The sequence below is a fragment of the Cyanobium sp. BA5m-10 genome (genome assembly GCF_024346255.1).
Lineage (GTDB): Bacteria > Cyanobacteriota > Cyanobacteriia > PCC-6307 > Cyanobiaceae > Cyanobium_A > Cyanobium_A usitatum.
Genome location: NZ_JAGQCP010000006.1, coordinates 17,730 through 37,694 on the forward strand (window position 1 = coordinate 17,730; position 19,965 = coordinate 37,694).

General features: G+C 65.6%; 23 protein-coding genes. 11 read left to right on the top strand and 12 right to left on the bottom strand.

The genetic code is table 11. The features are described from left to right. The first annotated feature begins 29 nt into the window (after positions 1-29). The 4 genes from bioB to KBY85_RS04020 are packed head-to-tail and all read left to right on the top strand — an operon-like array spanning position 30 to position 3,352. On the top strand, positions 30-917 hold the full coding sequence (bioB, locus tag KBY85_RS04005; protein WP_396121813.1) for a biotin synthase BioB: 888 nt from the start codon (positions 30-32) through the stop codon (positions 915-917). Further along, positions 914-1,849, top strand: coding sequence for a rhodanese-related sulfurtransferase (locus KBY85_RS04010; protein ID WP_254960288.1), 936 nt, complete (start codon positions 914-916; stop codon positions 1,847-1,849). The genes bioB and KBY85_RS04010 overlap by 4 nt, the downstream gene beginning before the upstream one ends. Beyond that, positions 1,815-2,840, top strand: a complete 1,026-nt coding sequence (locus KBY85_RS04015) for a DUF952 domain-containing protein (RefSeq protein ID WP_254960290.1) — start codon at positions 1,815-1,817, stop codon at positions 2,838-2,840. Before KBY85_RS04010 ends, KBY85_RS04015 begins: the two co-directional genes overlap by 35 nt. Further along, positions 2,837-3,352, top strand: coding sequence for a hypothetical protein (locus tag KBY85_RS04020; protein WP_254960292.1), 516 nt, complete (start codon positions 2,837-2,839; stop codon positions 3,350-3,352). The genes KBY85_RS04015 and KBY85_RS04020 overlap by 4 nt, the downstream gene beginning before the upstream one ends. Before the next feature lie 34 nt (positions 3,353-3,386). Here KBY85_RS04020 and KBY85_RS04025 read toward each other — a convergent pair whose 3' ends face one another. After that, positions 3,387-4,616 carry a carbohydrate porin gene (locus tag KBY85_RS04025; RefSeq protein ID WP_254960294.1) on the bottom strand — a complete coding sequence of 410 codons (1,230 nt, stop codon included), beginning with the start codon at positions 4,614-4,616 and terminating at the stop codon, positions 3,387-3,389. A gap of 90 nt (positions 4,617-4,706) precedes the next feature. On the opposite strand from KBY85_RS04025, the gene KBY85_RS04030 reads away from it, so the two are divergent. Beyond that, entirely contained in the window at positions 4,707-5,486 is a 780-nt protein-coding gene (locus KBY85_RS04030) for a J domain-containing protein (protein WP_254960295.1), read from the top strand. Here the strand turns inward: KBY85_RS04030 and lipA are convergent. The 3 genes from lipA to KBY85_RS04045 form a co-directional block, all read right to left on the bottom strand. Further along, positions 5,465-6,382, bottom strand: a complete 918-nt coding sequence (gene lipA, locus KBY85_RS04035) for a lipoyl synthase (protein ID WP_254960297.1) — start codon at positions 6,380-6,382, stop codon at positions 5,465-5,467. The two genes, KBY85_RS04030 and lipA, sit on opposite strands and share 22 nt — an antisense overlap. 5 nt (positions 6,383-6,387) lie before the next feature. Continuing rightward, positions 6,388-6,966, bottom strand: a complete 579-nt coding sequence (recR, locus tag KBY85_RS04040) for a recombination mediator RecR (RefSeq protein ID WP_254960346.1) — start codon at positions 6,964-6,966, stop codon at positions 6,388-6,390. Positions 6,967-7,028: 62 nt separating this feature from the next. Beyond that, positions 7,029-7,754, bottom strand: a complete 726-nt coding sequence (locus KBY85_RS04045; protein ID WP_254960298.1) for a pentapeptide repeat-containing protein — start codon at positions 7,752-7,754, stop codon at positions 7,029-7,031. 142 nt (positions 7,755-7,896) lie between these two features. On the opposite strand from KBY85_RS04045, the gene psbP reads away from it, so the two are divergent. The 4 genes from psbP to KBY85_RS04065 are packed head-to-tail and all read left to right on the top strand — an operon-like array spanning position 7,897 to position 11,044. Next, positions 7,897-8,427 (top strand): photosystem II reaction center PsbP, encoded by a 531-nt coding sequence (gene psbP, locus KBY85_RS04050; RefSeq protein ID WP_254941218.1) that lies wholly within the window; start codon positions 7,897-7,899, stop codon positions 8,425-8,427. Continuing rightward, positions 8,424-9,509 carry an FAD-dependent oxidoreductase gene (locus KBY85_RS04055; RefSeq protein WP_254960300.1) on the top strand — a complete coding sequence of 362 codons (1,086 nt, stop codon included), beginning with the start codon at positions 8,424-8,426 and terminating at the stop codon, positions 9,507-9,509. Before psbP ends, KBY85_RS04055 begins: the two co-directional genes overlap by 4 nt. A gap of 18 nt (positions 9,510-9,527) precedes the next feature. Further along, positions 9,528-10,841 (top strand): NHLP bacteriocin system secretion protein, encoded by a 1,314-nt coding sequence (locus KBY85_RS04060; protein ID WP_254931862.1) that lies wholly within the window; start codon positions 9,528-9,530, stop codon positions 10,839-10,841. Then, entirely contained in the window at positions 10,838-11,044 is a 207-nt protein-coding gene (locus KBY85_RS04065; protein WP_254931861.1) for a hypothetical protein, read from the top strand. The genes KBY85_RS04060 and KBY85_RS04065 overlap by 4 nt, the downstream gene beginning before the upstream one ends. 30 nt (positions 11,045-11,074) lie before the next feature. Here the strand turns inward: KBY85_RS04065 and KBY85_RS04070 are convergent, their stop codons facing one another. The 4 genes from KBY85_RS04070 to KBY85_RS04085 all read right to left on the bottom strand — a co-directional run bounded on the left by KBY85_RS04070 (position 11,075) and on the right by KBY85_RS04085 (position 14,984). Then, complete coding sequence (locus KBY85_RS04070) at positions 11,075-12,172, bottom strand: TolC family protein (protein ID WP_315859966.1); 1,098 nt, start codon at positions 12,170-12,172, stop codon at positions 11,075-11,077. Continuing rightward, positions 12,102-12,851 carry a TolC family protein gene (locus KBY85_RS04075; RefSeq protein WP_254960301.1) on the bottom strand — a complete coding sequence of 250 codons (750 nt, stop codon included), beginning with the start codon at positions 12,849-12,851 and terminating at the stop codon, positions 12,102-12,104. The genes KBY85_RS04070 and KBY85_RS04075 overlap by 71 nt, the downstream gene beginning before the upstream one ends. A gap of 106 nt (positions 12,852-12,957) precedes the next feature. Further along, entirely contained in the window at positions 12,958-14,010 is a 1,053-nt protein-coding gene (locus KBY85_RS04080) for an aromatic acid exporter family protein (RefSeq protein WP_254931859.1), read from the bottom strand. Beyond that, complete coding sequence (locus KBY85_RS04085) at positions 14,007-14,984, bottom strand: aromatic acid exporter family protein (RefSeq protein ID WP_254931858.1); 978 nt, start codon at positions 14,982-14,984, stop codon at positions 14,007-14,009. Before KBY85_RS04085 ends, KBY85_RS04080 begins: the two co-directional genes overlap by 4 nt. Positions 14,985-15,067: 83 nt before the next feature. Between KBY85_RS04085 and KBY85_RS04090 the strand changes: the two genes are divergently transcribed. Continuing rightward, positions 15,068-15,538 (top strand): MgtC/SapB family protein, encoded by a 471-nt coding sequence (locus KBY85_RS04090; RefSeq protein WP_254931857.1) that lies wholly within the window; start codon positions 15,068-15,070, stop codon positions 15,536-15,538. Here KBY85_RS04090 and KBY85_RS04095 read toward each other — a convergent pair. Both KBY85_RS04095 and KBY85_RS04100 read right to left on the bottom strand, forming a co-directional pair. Further along, complete coding sequence (locus KBY85_RS04095; protein WP_254960302.1) at positions 15,520-16,392, bottom strand: LCP family protein; 873 nt, start codon at positions 16,390-16,392, stop codon at positions 15,520-15,522. The genes KBY85_RS04090 and KBY85_RS04095 overlap by 19 nt on opposite strands. A 308-nt stretch (positions 16,393-16,700) precedes the next feature. Next, positions 16,701-17,039 carry an RNA-binding protein gene (locus KBY85_RS04100; RefSeq protein WP_254960303.1) on the bottom strand — a complete coding sequence of 113 codons (339 nt, stop codon included), beginning with the start codon at positions 17,037-17,039 and terminating at the stop codon, positions 16,701-16,703. Between the two features lie 251 nt (positions 17,040-17,290). Here KBY85_RS04100 and KBY85_RS04105 point away from each other — a divergent pair, with 251 nt between their 5' ends. Continuing rightward, positions 17,291-17,494: a hypothetical protein gene (locus KBY85_RS04105; protein WP_254941943.1), complete on the top strand. Its 204-nt coding sequence runs from the start codon at positions 17,291-17,293 to the stop codon at positions 17,492-17,494. A 32-nt stretch (positions 17,495-17,526) separates the two neighbouring features. Here the strand turns inward: KBY85_RS04105 and KBY85_RS04110 are convergent, their stop codons facing one another. Together KBY85_RS04110 and KBY85_RS04115 are read right to left on the bottom strand one after the other, a co-directional pair. After that, complete coding sequence (locus tag KBY85_RS04110; protein WP_254960304.1) at positions 17,527-17,817, bottom strand: hypothetical protein; 291 nt, start codon at positions 17,815-17,817, stop codon at positions 17,527-17,529. Positions 17,818-17,845: 28 nt separating this feature from the next. Further along, positions 17,846-19,756 (bottom strand): DEAD/DEAH box helicase, encoded by a 1,911-nt coding sequence (locus KBY85_RS04115; RefSeq protein WP_254960305.1) that lies wholly within the window; start codon positions 19,754-19,756, stop codon positions 17,846-17,848. Positions 19,757-19,965 lie beyond the last annotated feature (209 nt).

Below are 19,965 nucleotides of genomic sequence, written 5' to 3' on the forward strand. Positions count from 1 at the left end.
AAATCCAGGCGCTGCTGGAGCAGCCGCTGATGGAGTTGCTTTGGCAGGCCCAGCAGGTGCACCGCGCCGCCAACCCCGGCTACCACGTGCAGCTGGCCTCCCTACTCAGCGTCAAGACCGGCGGCTGCGAAGAGGACTGCGCCTACTGCCCCCAGTCGCTGCACAACAGCAGCGATGTGGCGGGCCGGCCGGAGCTGGAGGTGGAGCCGGTGCTGGAGCGGGCCCGGGCCGCCAAGCAAGCCGGGGCCCATCGCTTCTGCATGGGCTGGGCCTGGCGTGAAATCCGCGACGGCGCTCCCTTTGAGGCAATGCTGCAGATGGTGCGCGGCGTGCGCGAGCTGGGCCTGGAGGCCTGTGTGACCGCCGGCATGCTGAGCGATTCCCAGGCCGAGCGCCTAGCTGAGGCCGGTCTCACCGCCTACAACCACAACCTCGACACCAGCCCCGAGCACTACGACCGGATCATCACCACCCGCACTTACCAGGAGCGGCTGGAGACCCTGGCCCGGGTGCGGCGCTCCGGCATCACCCTCTGTTGTGGCGGCATCATCGGCATGGGCGAAACCGACGCCGACCGGGCCGGGCTGCTGCAGGTGCTGGCCAACCTGGATCCACACCCGGAGAGCGTGCCTATCAATGCCCTGGTGGCGGTGGAGGGCACCCCCTTAGAAGACCTGCCGCCGGTCGACCCCCTAGAGCTGGTGCGGATGGTGGCCACGGCCCGGATCTTGATGCCCCAGGCGCGCGTGCGGCTCAGTGCAGGCCGCGAGCAGCTGGGTCGGGAAGCCCAGATTCTTTGCCTGCTCGCTGGTGCTGATTCGATATTTTACGGCGACACCCTGCTCACCACCTCCAATCCAGCAGTCGAGGCCGACCGGGAGCTCCTGGCCGCTGCCGGCGTGCAGGTGGGCGGATGAGTGTGCTGGTGGCGGCGTTTTATCGCTTCGCCGCCCTTGAGGGCCTGCCAGACCTGCAGCGTGAGCTGGGCGACCTGGCGGCAGCCGAGGGGGTAAGCGGCACGATCCTGCTGGCGGCTGAGGGGGTAAACGGCACGATTGCCGGAGCAGATGCTGGCGTGCAGGCGCTGCTGGCTCGGCTGCGGCAGGTGGCAGGCCTGGAGCGGTTGGAAGCCAAGTTCAGCCGCTCGGAGATTCAGGCTTTCCACCGGCTCAAAGTGCGGCTCAAGCGCGAAATCGTGACCATGGGTGAGCCCCAGGTGAGTCCCTATTTGGCCTCGGAGGTAGGCACCCACGTGCCCCCTGGGCAGTGGGATGCCTTGATCGCCGACCCCGACACCCTGGTGATTGACACCCGCAACTCCTACGAGGTGGCGATCGGCAGCTTTGAGGGTGCGATTGATCCGGGCACCGCAACTTTTCGCGAGTTTCCCCAGTGGGTGGAGCGGGAGCTCAGGCCGCTGGTTGAGCAGCGCCAGCCCCGGGCGATTGCGATGTTCTGCACCGGTGGCATCCGCTGTGAGAAGGCCACGGCCTACCTGCAGCAGCAGGGTTTTGCCGGGGTGCACCACCTTGAGGGGGGCATCCTGCGCTACCTCGAGGAGATCCCCGAGCCGCTAAGTAGCTGGCGGGGCGAGTGCTTTGTGTTTGATAAGCGGGTAGCCGTCAACCACCAGCTCGAGCCCGGTGAGCACAGCGTTTGCCATGCCTGCGGCCTGCCGCTTTCGCCTGCCGATCGTGCGCTGGCCAGCTACGTGGCCGGGGTGAGCTGCCGCCACTGCCTCGAGCGCTTCAGCGACGCTGATCGGCAGCGCTTCGCCGAGCGTCAGCGCCAGATGGAGCGAGCCCGCCAGCGGGGTGAGTGCCACCTCGGTGGGCGCCCCGTTGGCTGATCACCAGCCAATTTTGTATAGCTTCCGCCGCTGTCCCTACGCGATCCGGGCGCGGCTGGCTTTAGCTGCCGCGGGCCTGCAGCCTGGCCAGGACTTGGAGTTGCGCGAGGTGAGCCTCAAGGCCAAGCCACCCGAGCTGCTTGAGGCCTCCGCCAAGGGCACGGTGCCAGTGCTGGTGCTGGGGGCTCAGGTGCTGGATGAAAGCCTGGCAATCATGCGCTGGGCCCTGGAGCGCCGCGACCCCCTCGGCTGGTTGGCGGGCTGGAGCCCTGCCCAGCTGGCCGATATGGATTCACTGATCGCCGCCAACGACGGCCCCTTCAAGCAGTATCTCGATCGGTTCAAATACCCAGATCGCTATCCAGGGGAGCCAGCCAGCACCAACCGGCTTGCTGGCCTCACGATCCTGCGCCGCTGGAACGAGCAACTGGGGGCAGGAGGCTGGCTGCTCGGCGATCGCCCTTGCCTGGCCGACTGGGCCTTGCTGCCCTTCGTGCGCCAGTTCCGCCTGGTGGATCCGGCGGGCTTTGACGCCGAGCCGCAGTTGGCGGCGCTCCAGGCCTGGCTGGGTCGGTTTTTGGCTTCCCCGGAGCTGGGGGCGGTGCAGGAGTTTCCGTGGGCGGCGCGGACCCCTTGGCGCTCACCTGGCTTGCTGTATCACCTGGCGCTGCGGCAGGAGTGGCAGGCGGCCCGGGCGGCTGGCGCCTATTGCCGCTCCACCCGTGGGTTGGCTTTGGAATCGGTGGGCTTCATCCACCTCAGCTCAGCGCACCAGGTGCCGGCCACCGCTAGCCGCTTGTACGCCGATCTGCCCGCCGCTGAGGTGTTGTTGCTCACGATTGATCCCCAGCGCCTTGCCGCTGCCGGTTTGGAGGTGCGCTTTGAGCCGGCTGCCCCGAACGCCGGCAGCACGGGCGGGGAGCTGTTCCCCCATCTCTACGGCGCCCTGCCCCCAGAGGCGGTGCGGCTGGCTGAGCCGTGGCGGCCATGACCAGCCCTCTGCCAGCACCGAGTCTGGTCGAGCTGGAGGCCGAGGCCAGTCGGCGCGGTCTGTTGCTGCGCCTGCAGGTGGGCCGGCCAGCTGGGGTGGCCTGGAGCCTGCGGCTGGGGGTGGCGCGCAGGGAGGGGGAGAGGTTGGTGCTGCTGGGTGAGATGAAGGGCTGGGCCCTGCCTGCGGCCGCTGGCCTGCGGCTCGACACGATGCGGGTGCAGGGTGACCAGGTTGCTGCGGTGGGCCCGCTGATCTGGGCGGCCACCTTTGCCTGGGCCCTGGAGGCAACCCCCTGCCGCCAGGCCACGATCCTGGCCATCCGTGACAGCGAGGCCCAGCACCGCCGACTGGTGCGCTACTTCCGCCAGCTGGGCTTCAGCCCCCTGCGGGAGCTCGATGCCGGTGTTGCCGATCTGGCCCCCCGGCTGATCTGGGGAGGCGCTGGTCTGTTGATGCGGGCCGATTGCACAGAGGTGTTGCGCCGCAGTGGACGGCGGCTGGGCCTGGGTTGATCAACTTCGAAGCCGGCATCAGCTTGCAGCTGCTTCAAAACTGCAGCTGCAAGCTGATGCCGGCCGCCAGGATCGGTTCGGCGTTGCTGCCATCGGGGTTGAGGATCAGTTGCAGCACCGGCTGAAGGCTGAGGTTGGCGTTCACCAGCCAGCTGTAGTTGAGCTCGAGCACGGTTTCACTGCTTTGGCCAGGCGAGAGGCTGGGGCTGAAGCGGCTGCTGCCGATCCCTAGGGCCAGCACGTCGAGGGGGCGGCCTGGCACTAGCCCCTGACTGAGCCAGCCCCCACCGATAAATAGGGGTATGGGGTTGGTGTCCCACTCAAAGCCGGCGTTTACGCCCAGCCAGAAGCGGTTGTCGAGCCCCAGCGGTAGCGGCGCCGCCATGGTGAGGGTGGCCATGGCGGCGCCATCCAGGTTGCCTGTGCTGCGGTTGTCGACGTAGCCGCTGGCGATTTGTAGGAGGGGCGGCGGCAGCTGGCGGGTGATTTGCTGGTCGCCGGCGCGGATTGGCTTTTGCATCGCCGCCGCTCCCGGTAAGCGTTCATAGCGCCACTGCACTATCTGGAGGTGGCCGTTTAGGCGCTGCTGGTCGGGGTTGACGCCGAATAGGGAAGCCAGGCTGTATTCGGGATCCAGCAGAAAGGCGCCGTAGTGCCATTCGCCCCAGCGGCCGGCAGGCTCCGGTCGCCAACTCAGCTGCAGGCCAGGCGCGGTGTAGGGGTTGATTGGCAGCCCATCAACACTGAGGTTGAGGGTGTCGTTCAGGGCTGAGTGCACGTAGGCATCAAGCACCGGTGCTCTCACGAAACCGGGATTGAGCGAGAACACCCCGGCCTTGATGCCGATACCGCCTTGGCCTGGCTGGCGCTCCACGCTGGCTTCGGTGAGCCAGAGGCCGGTGGGGTGGGCCGTGCTCTGCAGGGGGAAGGCGGCGCCGAGGCTCTCTGCGTAGTTGGCATCACCGCTGAACAGCATCAGCTGCAGGTTGGTGCGCCAGTGGTCGGCCTCCTGCCACTGCTGCGGCTCCTTGGCCAGCCCGCTGCTGAATGTTGCACCCAAGGTGAGCTGCTGCATCCAGCTGGCGCCTTGACGCTCGCCACCGCTGGGGTTGGCCAGGGGCTGGGCCTGCAGGTTGAAGTCGAGGTCGAGCCAGCTGGCTGTTGGCGCTGGCTCGGCCAAAACTGAATGCGGCAGCAGCCCATGGCTTGCCAGCAGCAGTAGGGGTGCCAGCAGGCGTTTGGGAGATCGTGCCGCGCCGCTCAAACGCTTACAGGCTCCAGATGGGGCTTGCCACTGGCTTGGAGCGGCGTTGGGGCAAGTATGCCGCTGCTGGCATCGCCATGCTCCGCAACAATGGCGGCCTGGGTTGAGGTAGGGGGTCGGATGGGTTTTGATCCCCGCCACTGGCGCCCCTCTGCAACCTCCCCTCCGGTTACGGCCAATCTGGAGGAGCTACTGGCCGAAAACGAGAGCCTGCGCCGGGAGGTGCGGGCTCTGAGGCAGCAGTTGGACCAGCACGCTTGGTCGCAGCAGCACGATTGGTCGCCCCAGCAAGCCTGGTCACCCAATCGGGCCCGCAGCCGCGTCACCTCCGCTGCTTCCCACGGGATCACCGCGGCCCGGCTGGAGCGCTGGGGAGCTGCCATGGCATCCCATCCCCGCTGGCAGGAGCTGCGCCTGGGGCCGCCCGCTGGCTTGCGGGGTTTGGTGGAGGAGTTGCGCAGCCAGTGGTGGGATCCGCGACTCGAGCTGGAACAGGAGCTAAACCGCCGCTGCCCCGGCCTGGGCTCTGAGCTGGTTGAGGCCTTGCGGGGACCCCACTGCCGCTGGCGTTGGGCTGTGCGAGCGGCCTTTGCGCTCTATGGTCCGCGCGCTCCGGAGTGGCTGGAGGAGGCCCCAATGCGGGTCGTGGAGGAGTTGCTGCGACGCAGCCCAGACAGCTCTGGCACAACCGCCAGCGCAGCTGATCCTCGCCAGCAAGCCCTAGCACTACTGGGCTTGGCGCCCGGTGCCAGCCCTGCCGAGATCCGGCGGGCTTACCGGCGACTGGCTAAAAATCACCACCCCGATCTAGGTGGAGAGGTGACGGCCTTCCATCGCCTTGATGCCGCCTATCGATTGCTGGTCGGTTGAGGGGCTGCGTGATAACTGCTACGCACCAGTGGCCCGCTGCGCACTTGCTCAAACCCCAGCTCTCGGGCGATGGCTCCCAGCTGATCAAATTCTTCTGGAGTCCAGTAGCGAGCCACCGGAATGTGGGCAAGGGATGGGCGCAGGTATTGGCCCAGGGTGAGGCGCTGGCAATCGACTGATCGCAGGTCGCCCATCGTCTGCAGCACCTCGGCTTCGGTTTCGCCCAGCCCCAGCATCAGCCCACTCTTGGTGGGGATGGCGGGCGCCAGTTCGCGGGCAGCGGCCAACAAGGCCAGGGAGCGGCGGTAGGTGGCGCCCCGGCGCACCTCCCCCTGAAGGCGCTCCACGGTTTCGAGGTTGTGGTTAAAGCAGGCGGGCTGCGACGCCAGCACTGCGGCCAGCCGTTGGCGTTGGGCCGCCAACCCCTCCTGTTCGTCGCGATGGCCGCCCCAGAAGTCGGGGGTGAGCACTTCAATGCCCACTCCGGGTGTTCGCTGGCGGATCGCCCCCATGGCGGTGGTGAATAGGTGGGCGCCGTGGTCGGCCAGGTCGTCGCGGGCCACGGCCGTGAGCACCACATAGGAGAGCTGGAGCGCGGCAATTGCCTCGGCCACCCGCTCGGCCTCGCCTGCGTCTAGGGGCTGGGGGGGCTGGCCCTTGTCCACCTGGCAGAAGGCGCAGCTGCGGGTGCAGATCGAGCCTCCCAGCAAAAAGGTGGCGGTGCCAGCGGCGTAGCACTCGGCTCGGTTGGGGCAGCGGCCCTCCTCGCAGATGGTGTGCAGCCGTTGCTGCTTCACCAATCCCTGCACGTTTTCCAGGGCTGAGGCATTGCCCACCGGACGCCGCAGCCACTCAGGTAGCCGTTCCGTGGGGTGGATGGCGCTGTAGCGCGTCATGGGCGTTACTCCATCTGGCGCCGACCTTCAAAGGCCCGGGCCAGGGTTACCTCGTCGGCGTATTCCAGCTCGCTGCCGACGGGCAAGCCGTAGGCAATGCGGCTCACGGTGGTGAATGGTTTGAGCAGCCGGGCTAAATAGAGGCTGGTGGTGTCCCCTTCCACACTCGGAGTCAGCGCCAGGATCACTTCAGTGATGGACTCCTTGTCGACCCGGTTCACCAGGGGCTGGATCTGCAGCAGCTCGGGGCCGATGCCATCCATTGGTGAGATCAAGCCGCAGAGCACGTGGTAGTGCCCCTTGAACTCCCGGGTGCGCTCCATCGCCAGCAGGTCGCGGGAATCGGCCACAACACAAAGCTGGCCGTTGCCGCGTTCTTCGTTGCGGCAGATCTCACAGATCGGCTCGGCCGAGAGGTGGAAGCAGCACTTGCACTGGCCCACCTGGCTGCGGGCCGCCAGCAGGGCGTCGGCGAAGTTGCGAACCTGCTCCTCAGGCTGGCGCAAAAGGTGCAGAGCAAGCCGCTGGGCCGTGCGGGGGCCAATGCCAGGTAAGCGCTCGAACTGGTCGATCAGCCTGGCCAGGGGGCGGGTAAAGCCGCTCAGCAGTCCGCCGCAATTGCTCAGAACTTAGGCAGCCAGCTCGATCAGCTGGGATTAGGGGCACCGCTATCGAGGCTGGCCCTATCAAGTTGTGCTCCATCAAGTTCTGCCCCATCAAGTTGGGCACCTTCCAGCAGGGCACCGTCCAGCAGGGCACCGTCCAGCAGGGCTTCCTCAAGATCGGCACCTACAAGGATCGCGCCGCGCAAGTCGGCATCGCGCAGATCAGCACCGCGCAGGTTGGATCCGCTCAGATCGGTGCCTGCCAGGTTGGCTCGGCGCAGCACGCTCCCTTCCAGGTTGACGTTGTGCCAGTGGCCGTTGGCAGCCTGCAGATTGCGTAGGTCAAAGCCCGCTAGCTGCTGGCCGTCGATTGGGAGCCCGGAACTGTTCAGGATCTCTAGAGCAGAAATACGACCCACCAGCCATTTGACGCCGGAGGCATTGCAGTTCATCAGCAGCTCGTAGGCCTCGATGTTGTCGCGTTGGCGCCGTTTTTGAGCTTCCAGGACGTAGAGGAAGGCGGCCGTCACGATGCTCAGAGATTCCACATTGCCGACGCTGATCAGGGCCTCCGCATCCCGCCAAAGGCACCCCGGGGCCCAGCGGTTGTTGCGGCAGGTGGCATAGCTGTTCACCACCAGCAGCAGCGCCATGGCCGCTGCACCAGATAGGGCCAGGCGGAACAGAAAGGAGCCGTCCAGCAGGCGGAAGAAGCGGGAGTCGTGACGACGCTGCTGCCGGTCCACCCAGGTGGATTGGCGTGGCATGGGGAGACTGGAGATCAGGAGCCCATGCTGACCCCTGGGGGCTCGGCTGCCCAGCAGAATGGCGCCACGCAACGCGCCTTGAGCCATGGCTGTTTTTTGCAATCAGGCTGGTTTTTGCAATCGGGCTGGCCTACGCGCCTTTATGCCTCGTCTGGTTGCCTTGGTGCTGGCGGGGCTGCTGGTTGCTTGCAGTGCTGCGGCAGCCGGGCTCAATGGTTTCCAGAGCCCCGATGGCCGCTATGCCTTCCTCTATCCCACCGGTTGGACGCGGGTGCAGGTGAGTGGCGGCCCCCAGGTGGTGTTCCACGACCTGATCAACAGCGATGAAACCCTCAGCCTGGTGATCTCGGAGGTGAACCCCACCAACGACTTGGAAAAGCTGGGCAGCGCTGTGGCGGTCGGCGAGCAGCTGCGCCGCACCGTGATTGCCCCTGAGGGCAGTGGCCGCCAGGCTGAGCTGGTGGAAGCGTCCGAGCGGCAGGAAGGTCCCCGCACCTTTTACGACCTTGAATATGCCGTGCACCTTGAAGACCGCGACCGCCACGAGTTGGCCACCGTTGTGCTCGATCGCGGCCGGCTATATACGTTTGCGGCCAGCACCAACGAGATTCGTTGGGCCAAGGTGAAGGACATGTTCCATCAGGTCGTCACCTCTTTCACCCTGCTGGTGTGACGGCTTCGGCCCCCGCCGATGTGGTGATCGTTGGCGGTGGGGTAGCTGGTGGTCTGTTGGCCTTGGCGTTGCGGGAGTTGGGGTCGTCGGTGACGGTCGTCGATGCGCCCGCCAGCAATGGGCTTTGCTCCGCTTCAGAGCTCAGTTATGGCGCTCTGCCGGGATGGCCCCTGGCTCCAACCCCTTTAGCTCGTTTGGCGGCCGGGGCCTCTAAGCGCTGGCGGTTTCTGCAAGAACGCCATGGTGACCTGGGCTGGCGGCCCTGCCGCTTGCGTTTGCACGGGGCTGCCGCCGGTTGGCGCCCCGTTAGTGCCTGGTGGCCGCTGCCCTTCGCCCAGGTGGATTCCGCCGTGCTGACGGCGCGCTTGCCGCTGGTGCTGGCGGCGGCCGGAGTGAGGTGCAAAACGGGCCGGGTGGAGCGCTTGGAGCCGCAGGCTGGGGCAGGCTGGGAATTGACCCTCAGTGATGGCTCCAGCCTGCCGGCTGCCCAGCTGGTGCTGGCGGCAGGTGCTCACTGCCGCCAGCTCTGGCCGGCCCTGCCTAAGCGCTTGCGCAGCAGCTGGGCGGCGGCGCTGCAGCTGGCCTCCTTCCCGGCGCCGCTGGGCAGCGCGGCTGCCTGGCTGCCGGTCAGCTTTGGGCGGGTCGCCCTGGAGCGGCGCGCCGCTGGCCTGAGCCAGCCGGAGTGGCTGGTGGATGGCGGTTTGGTGCCCCGGGCAGAAGGGGCCCTGCTTGGCCAGCACACCCTGGTGCGGCCAGGCCTGGAGCTGGGCCCAGAGCCGCCGCCTCTGGAGGTGGAAAGGCAACTGCGCCAAGAATTGGCGGCGCAAGCCTGGGGGGCACCGCTAGCGGCGTTGCCTGGTTGCTTGCGCCAAGCGGCCGTGGCCTTCTGCAGCGAGGGCTTGCCCCTGGTGGGTCCGCTGGCAGATGCGCCGGATTTGTGGATGTTCACTGGCTTTAGTGCGGGGTTCAGCCAGGTGCCGGTGTTGGCGCCCCTGCTGGCCCAGGTCCTGGTGTCGGGGGGAGCGCAGGCAGCTGCGGCAACGCGGCGCCTGCAGCAGCTGGGCCTGACAGGTGCCTTTTAATCCTGCAAGCTGGGCGCCATGACTCAGCCCAGCCCCCCCGCAGCAGCGCCCAAGCCCCGCGGGCAAGGGCTGAGCGATCACAATCAGGTGGGCGTGAGCCTGGCGGGGGTGGGCGGTGTGCTGGTGCTGTGGGCCCTGTTCTGGCCAGTGCCCACCGAGGTGGAAGGCATGGGCGTGTTGATCTACCCCGACAACGCCGGCATCCTCAACGCCCGTGCCGGCGGCCAGGTGCGGGAGTTGTTCGTCAAGGAGGGGCAGCCGGTGGCGCGCGGCCAGGTGCTGATGCAGCTGTATCTGCCGGTGCTGGAGCGCCAGCTCGACCAGCAGCGCGGCAACCTGCGTCAGTTGGAGCGCCATAACGCCCAGCTCGACGAGCGCGATGCCCTGCGTCTGCTCACCGAAAAGCGGGCCCTGGATACGTCTCTGGCCAAGTTTTCCGACGATCGCCGTCGCTACGGCGAATTGCAGTCGACCTACGCCAGCAAACTGCGCAACCTTGATTGGCTGGCCCAGCGCGAGGTGGTGGCTCCGCTGTCTTCTGAGGTGGTGTCGGCGGAGCAGGGGCTCACCAGCACCAGCGTGAATCTCGATGACGTGAAGATCAACGAGAAGAACGTGGTGACCAACTACCAGCAGGTGAAGCTCAGCATCGAAACCCAGGCCCTGCAGCGCCGTTATCAGATCGACGATCTCAAGCGCCAGATCCAGGTGACCGAGGCCAAGATCAGCTTCGACGGCAAGGTGCATGCCGACCGGGACGGCACGGTGCTGGATCTGCAGGTGATCGCCGGCCAGACAGTGGGCACCGGCCAGCGGCTTGGGACGATCGGTCGGCCTGAGCAACCCAGCGCCAAAGACCGCCCGCTGCGGGTGGTGTCCTACTTCGCGCCCGCCGATGCCCGCCGCCTGCCGCTGGGGCTGCCCGTGGAGGTGGTGCCGCAGTGGAACCAGCGCGGCCGCTTTGGCGGCATCGTGGGCAAGGTGACGCAGGTGCTCACCCTGCCCGCCACCGAGGACGACATCGCCACGACCACCGGCAACGCCCAGCTGGCCCAGGAACTCACCAAGAACGGCCCGGTGATGCGTAGCGAAATTGAGCTGGAACGGGATCCCTCCAGCGTCGATGACTATCGCTGGACTCTCTCGGGGGGGAGCGGCGTCTTCCCAATCCGCGAGGGCCTCACGGTGTCGACCCATGCCTACGTGGAGTGGCGCTCGCCGATCAGCTACGTGATCCCCGGCCTGCGTTCGCTCACCGGTGGCTACCGCACTCCCTGGATCGATCAACGCTGGAACCTGCCTTTCTTGCGCCAGCCCAACACCGTTCCATGAGCTCCCCTTTGAAGTCGCCGTCCTTTCCCCGGATCCGCAACCCCCTGCTGCGGCAAGAGTTCCCCTGGTTGGTCAGCGAGGTGGTGCTGCTGCTGATCCTGTTCAACGCCAACCCGCCGGAGCTGTGGTTCTGGCTGGTGGTGCTGGTGGTGGTGCTGCTCTATCGCGTCGAGCGCTGGTGGTCGTCGCGGCCAAGCGCCTGAGTCCACCAGGGCCATTGTTATTTCCTCTGCTCAGGGTTGGCTGCTGATCTGCAGCTGCGGCTGGATCGGCGCGTTGGGATCCCGGGGCATCGGCAGCAGCTCCTTCAGCAACTTCGCGTAGGTGATGTTCACGTTGACCGTGGCGTTGATCCGCCGCACCAGGCTGTTGATCAGGCGGTCTTGGGTATTGGAGAGATTGAGCTCGCTGTCGAGGCCGGTTAGGTAGCGCAGCCGCACGTCACGGAAGGCCTCCAGGGCAGCCGCCACGCCTCTGCGGGCTGAACTCAGCTTGGCCAGGCTGGCTTCGTGGTTAAAGAAGGCCTGTTCGAGCCGCAGGCGGATGTCATTGCGCGTGGCGGCGTACTGCTGGGCGGTGGCCGCGGCCTGTTTGGTCAGGGCACGGGCCTGGCCTGCGGTGGTGCCGGCATCAAACAGCAGCCAGGTGAAGGTCAAACCCACCGACCAGTCCCAACCGTTGGGGGTGCTCAGGGGCAGGGCGGTGGAGCCGCAGCAGCCCCCTCCACCTAGCTCGAAGTCGCCCAGGCTGGTTTGGGAGCCGCTGCCGCCGGCGTTGGCAAACAGCGACAACCGTGGCAGCAGGCCCGCAGCGGTGGCCTGGCTCTGCTGGAGCAGAGTCGTTCGAGTGGCCAGGATCGCCTCCAGCTCCGGATTGCCCCGGTAGGCCGCCAGCAGGCTGGCCTCCAGATCGAGGGGCCAGCGGGGCTGCACCACGATCGGGTCGCTGGGACTGGGGGTCACGCTGGCGGGCAGGTTGAGCAGCACCGCCAGTTGGCGGCGCGCCACCGCCCGGTCGGCCAGGGCCTGGATCAGGGTCTCTTCATCGGCGGCCTGGATGGCCCGGCGCCGCAGCACATCGAGCCTGGGCACCAGACCCGCCTGCTTGAGGTCGAGCGTGTCCTGCAGGACTACCAAGTCGTTGCGCAGGTTGGCGTCGTAGACGCGCACCAGCTGCTCCTCTTGCTGCAGGGAGTAGTAGGCCTCACTCACCTGCAGTTGCAGGGAGCGGAGCTGGTTGGCGTAGGTGTTGCGCTGCCGTTCAAGGACTGCGCGTGCCGCCCGAACCGTGGGCGTGCGCGCAAAGTCGAGCAGGGCGTAGTTGAGCTGCAGTCCCCCTCAACGCCCCATTCCCCGGAGGTCGCCGCCACGGAACCGCCGTTGGGCACATAGAAGGGGCCGGCGGTGGGGTTTCCAGTTGAGTCGAGCAGCCCTGTGGGTGAGAACTGGGGGCCAAAGCCCAGGTTGTCGTTCGGCTTTTCGCGGTGGTGGTGGTGCGGCTGCCCTCGTAGCCACCGTTGGCAAAGGCGCTGATGGTGGGCCAGTAGGTCCCCATGGCGGCCTGGACGCTGGCCAAGGCGGCGGCCACTTGCTCGCGTTGGGCCTGCAGGGTTGCGCTGTTGGCGAAGGCGATGGCCAGGGCTTGCTCCAGGCTGAGGCTGGCAACGCCGCCAGCCTGAAGCTGCTGGGGGTTGGGCAGATCCAGCGGCGGACCGGTCACCGTGTCGGCGGGTTGGATCGGACCGGCGGCGGGTTGGTTAGCCCGGATCAGGTTGGCGGGCAGCTCCGGGGTGCTGAGCACGTCGCCCACCGGGGGCTCGGGCTCGGTGGGGAGCAGCTGGTCGAGTGCCCGCAGCTCCGCATCCAGGCGCTGCCAGCTGCGCTCAATCAGCGCGGTGGACTGGGGTGGGGACTTGCGGGCTGGGAGCGACGCTGCTAGGGCAGCCGGGGCCCCATGGGCCGGAAGGATGCCGAGCAGCACCAGGGTCAGGGCGCGGTTGCGGATTGCCACGGTGGTTCCGTTTAGCCCCCTCAAGTAGGTCAGTCTGCTGAATGGAACGTCCTCTTGCCTAGGTGGGGTGTGCACTTTCCCGCACAGCAGCTCGGGGCACGGCAGCTCAGGGCACGGCAGCCCAAGCGGCCTCGAAGCCTCGGCTGGCTTCGACCAGTTGGTGGCATGTGATCGCCCGGCGTCCACCGCTGCTGCCCAGCAACACCGCTGTGGCAAGGGGATCCTGGAAGGCTGACTTTTCAGCCTGCTCCAGCCGCTCCAGGTCCGTACCGGCGGCGGCATTGGCCCCCAGCGGTGGGGCGCTGGGCCAGTGCTTGGCCCAGCCATCGAGTTGGTCGGCTAGGTCTTTGAGGAGAAAGTGTTCCGCTTCCATTAGGGCTTTCAGGCCGGGACTGGTCAACGGCACCACCGGCAGGCGCAGCATGGTTCGGTACTGGCTGATAACGGCGCTGAGCCATTGCTCCTGCAGGTCCCAGAGGCGCTGCATCCTTTCTCCCATGCCGTCCCGGCCCAGCTCCTGGCTGGCCTCCTGGCGCTTGTTCTGGAGTTGGAGGGTGGCATTAACCAGCTGGTTGCGTCGCTGCAGACGGGCGCTGGCCTCCAGTTCCCGCTGCTCCAGCAACAGTCTGGCTCGTTCACGCAGCAGGTTGGCGATCTCGCCGAACAGTCGCTGGGAGTGTTCCTGGTGCTGCTCTAGGGCCCTGCTGGGCCAGATCTGGCTCACCGCCAGCCACGCGGCCAACACCCCTATCAGGGTCACCACCAGGCGGGTGGGAATCCAGCTGGCCAGATTGGTATGGTGAACTGTCCAGCCCATGGCTACTACGAGCCCGGCCACTTTGTAACCGGAACGCAGGCCGAGGGATCCTCCGAAGATCCGTGTCAGGGCAAGGGCTACAGCCACCCCCAGGGGCAGGGGCAGGGCTTGGCCCATGGTGTTGAACCCGATCGCCACGATCACTCCCCCAAGAAGGGTGCCCAGCACCCGCTGGGTTCCAAGCAAGCGGGTGGCGCCCACGGTGCCTCCCAGGGCCGCCCCCACAGCCAACGGGGCGTAGAACGGATCGGTGAGGCCCAGCACGATCACGAATCCAGCTGAGAGCCCGGCGGTGAGGGCCAGCCGCAAGTCGGTTCGCGTGATCAGGGGAGGAGCTTTCATGGCCGGACTCCATGTCCTCGGCTGGCCAGGGCCAGGCTCTGGGCACTGCGGGTGAGCCGTTGCAACTCATCGTCGAGGGCCAGCAACAACAAGGGGGGAAGCCCCTGCGCCAGGGCGAGCTCCTGCAGGCTTTTCCGTTCCGGCAGGCCCAGCACCTCTGGCGCCGGGCTTGGGCCGAGCAGTGCCGGCAGCCGCTCCAGCCACGGTGTCGCGGTCGAGGCCAGGGCCCCCGGGGGTAACAGCTGCCCAAGACGCTGCAGCTGCAGGCTGTGGTGGTTGATGCGCTCCCAGAGCAGGCTGCGTTGGCGCCAGTGATGCTGCTTGGCTGCGCCGCGGGGGTTGCTGCGCAACTCATCGTTCACCAGCTGGTTGAGTTGCTGGCAGAGGCGACTACCCACGATCGGCTGACTGGCTCGCCCGTCGCCGGCTGCTGGATCTTTGAGCTGGCGGCGGATCGCCTCCAGGCGTTGGCCCAGCAGACTCCGCAGCTGCCGCTCCAGTTGGCCCATCTCCGCGAGCCGGTTGATGGGCCAGAACAGGGCATTCACCAGCAGGGTGGCCGCCACTCCCACCAGAGTGTCGGCCGTGCGGTTGACGACGTAGAGCCAGTTGAGCTCGGCGTAATCGGCCACCAGAAACAGCATCGAGCACATCACGATTCCGGTGGCGAGGCCGGCCTGCCAGCGCATCAGCCGCAGCAGGGGCACCACCACCAGCAACGACACCGTCAGCCCCACCCAGCCACTTAGAAGGGTGTGCACCAGAAAACTGACGATGCCGGCGGCGATCGTGCCCAGCACCCGGCCCTGGGCCGCTGCCAGGACCCGGGTATCGGTCTCGTCCATACACATCACCACCGCCAACAGCGGATACCAGACGAAGCGCACATCGCGGAAGCTGATTGCCCAGGCGCCGGCGAGGGCGGCGGCCAAACCGATCTTGAGGGCGGCGCGCAGGGCGGGGTGGCTCAGCACGCGGGACAGGGATCACAGCCTTGCGGTGATTCTGGCGTTCCCGTCCAGTGCGATCGATGATTGGGGTGGTTGGATCCGGATCATTGCCTTTCACCCTTGATTTTCAGATCCTGCTGCGTCTGGGTCTGGCGGTGCTTTGCGGCCTGGCCGTGGGCATCAACCGCGCCCACCACGGCAATACCAGCCATCCCAACCGCCTGCGGGTGCATGTGTTGGTCGGTCTCAGTGCCTGCCTGATGGTGCTGGCGGCAGGTGACGACCCCCAGGCCCGCAGCCGGGTGATTCAGGGGGTAGCCACCGGAATTGGCTTCTTGGGGGCGGGCGAGATCCTGGTGCCTCCTGCTGCTGACAAGAGGGGCCTGCCTGAGGTGCGCGGACTCACCAGTGCGGCTTCGATCTGGTTTACGGCTGCCCTCGGGGTGACCGTAGCCGCCTCCACCCCCTTGCTTGCCGGGGTGGCCCTGGTTCTGGCCCTGATCACCCTGTCTCAGCGGAGCAACGGCGAGTCGCGGCCAGACATTGATCCTGCAGCAGATCAGAAGAGGAAGCGATAGCGGCCATCGCCGCTGCTTTCAGCTTCGTTGGAGCCATCCAGGACCGGCTGGGGCCACTCCGCTTCCCAATAGCTGATGTCATCGCGATAGAAGGGCCGTCCGCCCAGTCGCTTGGTTTCAAGCTGGGTCGTGCCCATGGCGGTGATAAGGCCACCCAGCTCCATGGGGCCCAGATCGGTTTTCATATCCTTACCTGCTGCAGCCAGCAGGATTGGCAGGCGCACCAGATGCTCTGGCCTGGTGAGCTTGCGAAAGAGGGCCTGTAGGGCTATTTGCTGGCGCTCCAGTCGGCCGATGTCGCCCATCTCATCGTGGCGAAAGCGCAGGAAGCCTTCTAGGTCTTGGCCTTTGAGATTTTGCAGGCCGGGTTGCAAGTCGATGTATAGGCCCTGACTGTTGTCGGTGTAGGCCATGCGTTTCGGCACGTCCACCTCGATGCCGCCGAGGGCGTCGGCCATGCGCCGGATCGCAGACAAGTTCACCACTAGGTGGTGGGTGATCGGTCGACCCAACTTGCGGGCCAATTCCCGTTTGAGCAGATCGGTGCCCCCGAGGCTGTAGAGGGAGTTGATTTTGTGGGGACCGTAGCCTTCTGCCTCGATGTAGGTGTCCCGAGGTATCTGGGTGATCCGGGTGATGCCCCCATCCACTCGCAGGCTGGCGATCACATCGGTGTTGCCACCTCCCACATCGGTGCCGAGCAGCAGGATGTCTTGGGTGGTGATGCCGCTCCAGGCCGCGAACGGATTGGTGATGGCGTTATTTGCTCCTGAGGCGGTGTCGCTGAGCAGTTCGGAGAGGGGCCCCGCCAGCAACAGGCCTCCGCCCATGCCGACTCCGATCGCCAGGAGCATGGCACCGCGTTTACTCCGCTTGCGGGGCCGCTTGGCCGGAGGGGTTCTCATCCCCTGAAAGCTATTGCACCAAGCGAACCTTTCACAAATGGGGGCTTGCCGCTGCCTAGAGTGGCCGGGCTCGAACGAGTTAATGAAGTTGTTGACTCAGGCCTGCAGGAAATGCCATGGAGCAGAGCAGAGTCTTCAACCGCTTTCACCGCTAGACGCTCTGCAAAAAATAACCCTGCCGTGGCGCTTCCGCGGCAGGGTTGGTGTCGCTCAGGGCGGAGCTAGAGAGCTTGCAGTACAGGCTGATGGGGTTGGATTTACCAGCGGTTGCCGCCACCACCGCCATCGCCGCCATATCCACCGCCACCACGATTGCCGCCACCACGATTGCCACCGCCACCGCCACCGCCGCCTTCACGGGGAGTGGCTTTGTTGACACGAATCATGCGCCCCATCCATTCGACGTCCTGAAGGTCGTCAATAGCCTTTTGTTCGGCCGCATCGTCGGCTAATTCGACAAAAGCGAAACCGCGCTTGCGACCGGTTTCTCGGTCTAGGGGCAGGCTGCACTGGCGCACCTCTCCGTATTGGCCGAAGAGATCAAGCAAGTCCTCGCGTTCAGCTTGGAACGAAAGATTGCCAACGTAGATAGTCATTACTGGAGCAAATCCTGGAACTGATTCGGTCGAAGCTGCGGTTCTTAGTGGTCCTAGTGGGAACTAGGGGTGCCAAAAGAGAGGCCGTACCCTTTGAATCACGGCAAATGATACCGGGTGGCCAGGCCCCCAGCTAGCACTCGCGGGGCGTTTCATGGAGAACCGTAAAGCGGTTCTGAAGAGACTCTGAGGTTCAACCGGTGATCCCGGATGTCGTCCCAATGTCAGCAAACTCTGATCAACGCGGACCCATGATCACAGCACCTGTGCCTTGGAGCCTCGCCTGGCGTGAGGATGGCGAACTTGCCACCCAGGATCGTTTTGACCTGCTGCAGAGCCTGGTTGCTTGCGAAAGTGCAGAGGTTCAATCGACGTTGATCGCCGCCGTGGAACGGTTGTCTATTACTGATTTGACCAGCCTGAGTGTGGGAGGCGTAACCAGCCTTTGCGCCTGAAGCGCTTTGGCCTGGCGGATCATCGCCCGGAGCTAGGTGCTGGGCTTGCTCACGGAGCGCTGGTCCAGGGTTCGCCCGCAGGCGTCATGGGCTTCCTCCACGTCGCTGCCCTTTGCAACTCGCTCACCAACGCAGGCGCAGGTGCGGTCGAGTTGGGCAGCGGGTGCAACTTTGCCCTCCCTTTGCAGGTCCGCCTGGTAAGCCGACAGGCAGAAGGCTTTCACTACCTCGGCAACGCTGATAGAGCGGCTGGCGGGAACCAAGGACACCAGCCCCAGGCAAAGCAGTCCGATTAGAACCGGGCGCGGGGGGCTGGGGTTCATGGAGCAAAAGGGCGGAAGCCCGAGGAGTTCATCCCTGGAACCTGGAAAGCTGCAGGGGTTTGTTCATCACCCGAAGTTGGCGCAGACCCTGGAAAACATCCTCGGGCATGCCCTTGGGTAGGTCCACGGTGCTGTGGGTGTCGAAAATCTGGATACGGCCGATGGATCGCCCGTTCAGACCAGCCTCATTGGCAATGGCTCCCACGATGTTGCCGGGCTTGATGCGGTCGCGCCAGCCCAGTTCCACCCGGAAGCGCTCCATGTTGTCCTCTGGCGGACCCACGGGGCGTTCGCCCCTGGGAGCTCCCCTGCCTACATCACGGCCAACCTCCCGACCCATTTCCCGGCCCCTTCCCCGGTCCCGGCCGAAGTCGCGACCGCCATCCCTACCGCCATCGCGGCCTCCATCGCGGCCAGGACCGTTCTGACGCACTTGTTGGAAGTTCTCTTCGCCCTGCAAAAGCAGGGGTTTGCCCACCAGGCTCAGCTCTAGGGCCGCCAGGGCTAGCTGCTCAGGACTGGAGCCCTGCTCCTGAGCAACCCGTTGCAGGATTTCACTGAGTAAGGCCCGTTCCTGCTCGCTGCTGGCTGGGGTTTGCAAGCAGTTGGTGAGCTTGGTGCGCATCCGGTCGAGCCGGTTTTGATTGATGGTGGCATTGCTTGGCACCTCCATCTCTTCGATCGGCTTGCCCACGGCCCGCTCCATGCCGCCCAGGAAACGGCGCTCCCTCGGGGTCAGGAACAGGATAGCGTCGCCGCTGCGGCCAGCTCGACCGGTCCGGCCAATGCGGTGGACATAGGCCTCCGAATCGAAGGGGATGTCGTAGTTGATCACCAGGCTGATCCGCTCTACATCGAGCCCGCGGGCAGCCACATCGGTTGCTACCAGTACGTCCACCTGGCCGCTCTTAAGCCGCTCGATCGTGCGCTCTCGCTGGGCTTGGGGCACGTCGCCGTTGAGCACGGCAACGTCGTAACCGTGCTGTTCAAGCGATTCGGCCACGGTGAGCGTGATCGCCTTGGTACGGGCAAAAATGATCACACCCTCACTGGTCTCTGCCTCCAGTACCCGCTCCAGGGCTGCTTGCTTGTGGGGCGCATGCACCATCAAGAAACGCTGACGAATGCGGGTGGCATCGGCGGCCTTTTGCTTGATCGTGATCTCAGCGGGCGCGTTGAGATATTTCTGTGATATGCGCCGGATTTCGGGCGGCATGGTGGCAGAGAACAGCACCACTTGACGCTGCTCAGGTAGTTGTTCGAGCACCCATTCGACGTCGTCGATGAAGCCCATGCGCAGCATTTCATCAGCCTCGTCCAGCACCAGGGCGCGAAGACTGGAGAGATCGAGGGTGCCTTGACGCATGTGGTCCATCACCCGGCCGGGGGTGCCCACCACGATCTGTACGCCGCGCTTGAGCTGATGGATCTGGTCGCGGAAATCAGCGCCGCCGTAGATCGCCAGGGTGCGCACACCGGGTAGGTGGCTGGCATAGCTGTTGAAGGCCTCGGCTACCTGCAGCGCTAATTCCCGGGTGGGGGCGAGCACCAACACCTGGGGCTTGCGCTGCTCGGGGTCGAGGGCCGCCAGCATTGGCAGGGCGAAGGCGGCGGTTTTGCCGGTGCCTGTCTGGGCCTGTCCCACCAGGTCGCGGCCGAGCATCAGCTCGGGGATGGCGGCCTTCTGAATTGGTGAGGGCTCCTGATAGCCGATGGCTTCAAGGGCCTTCAGCAGTTCTGGGGCAAAGCCGAAGCGGGCAAAGCCCGAGGCAGAGGTTGCTTCTGTCTTGATTTCAGCTGAGTTGTTTTCGGCTGAATTGATCTCGGCTGAGTTGATCTCAGCGGTGTTGTTTTCGGATGCGTTCTTTTCAGTTGTTTGGGCGGGCGCGTCAATGTCGACGGAGCAAGCAAAGCTGCCGCCGTTGGCGTGTTCGGTCACGGGATGAAAATGGCCTGGTTGATCAGGGCTTGGTGAAGTCCTTGAACGCAGGCCGGCAGAAACCCAATTGAGCCAAGAAATACTGAACGGATGGGCCGTTGCGGGGCAACTGAAGCTGCACTGCTTTACCCGATGTTCAGTTGTTCAGACCCGCAATTAACAAAACTGCCCTGCCCTTGAAAAAGGCTGAAAACAAATTTTATCACCCC

Bases quoted from the DNA above. Each gene is read 5' to 3' on its own strand.
- KBY85_RS04105 (WP_254941943.1), top strand. From the start codon at position 17,291: ATGATCACAGCACCTGTGCCTTGGAGCCTCGCCTGGCGTGAGGATGGC.
- KBY85_RS04030 (WP_254960295.1), top strand. From the start codon at position 4,707: ATGGCGGCCTGGGTTGAGGTAGGGGGTCGGATGGGTTTTGATCCCCGC.
- KBY85_RS04080 (WP_254931859.1), bottom strand. From the start codon at position 14,010: ATGAAAGCTCCTCCCCTGATCACGCGAACCGACTTGCGGCTGGCCCTC.
- KBY85_RS04010 (WP_254960288.1), top strand. From the start codon at position 914: ATGAGTGTGCTGGTGGCGGCGTTTTATCGCTTCGCCGCCCTTGAGGGC.
- lipA (WP_254960297.1), bottom strand. From the start codon at position 6,382: ATGACGCGCTACAGCGCCATCCACCCCACGGAACGGCTACCTGAGTGG.
- KBY85_RS04045 (WP_254960298.1), bottom strand. From the start codon at position 7,754: ATGCCACGCCAATCCACCTGGGTGGACCGGCAGCAGCGTCGTCACGAC.
- KBY85_RS04060 (WP_254931862.1), top strand. From the start codon at position 9,528: ATGACTCAGCCCAGCCCCCCCGCAGCAGCGCCCAAGCCCCGCGGGCAA.
- KBY85_RS04065 (WP_254931861.1), top strand. From the start codon at position 10,838: ATGAGCTCCCCTTTGAAGTCGCCGTCCTTTCCCCGGATCCGCAACCCC.
- psbP (WP_254941218.1), top strand. From the start codon at position 7,897: ATGCCTCGTCTGGTTGCCTTGGTGCTGGCGGGGCTGCTGGTTGCTTGC.
- bioB (WP_396121813.1), top strand. From the start codon at position 30: ATGGAGTTGCTTTGGCAGGCCCAGCAGGTGCACCGCGCCGCCAACCCC.
- KBY85_RS04020 (WP_254960292.1), top strand. From the start codon at position 2,837: ATGACCAGCCCTCTGCCAGCACCGAGTCTGGTCGAGCTGGAGGCCGAG.
- KBY85_RS04100 (WP_254960303.1), bottom strand. From the start codon at position 17,039: ATGACTATCTACGTTGGCAATCTTTCGTTCCAAGCTGAACGCGAGGAC.
- KBY85_RS04110 (WP_254960304.1), bottom strand. From the start codon at position 17,817: ATGAACCCCAGCCCCCCGCGCCCGGTTCTAATCGGACTGCTTTGCCTG.
- KBY85_RS04095 (WP_254960302.1), bottom strand. From the start codon at position 16,392: ATGCTCCTGGCGATCGGAGTCGGCATGGGCGGAGGCCTGTTGCTGGCG.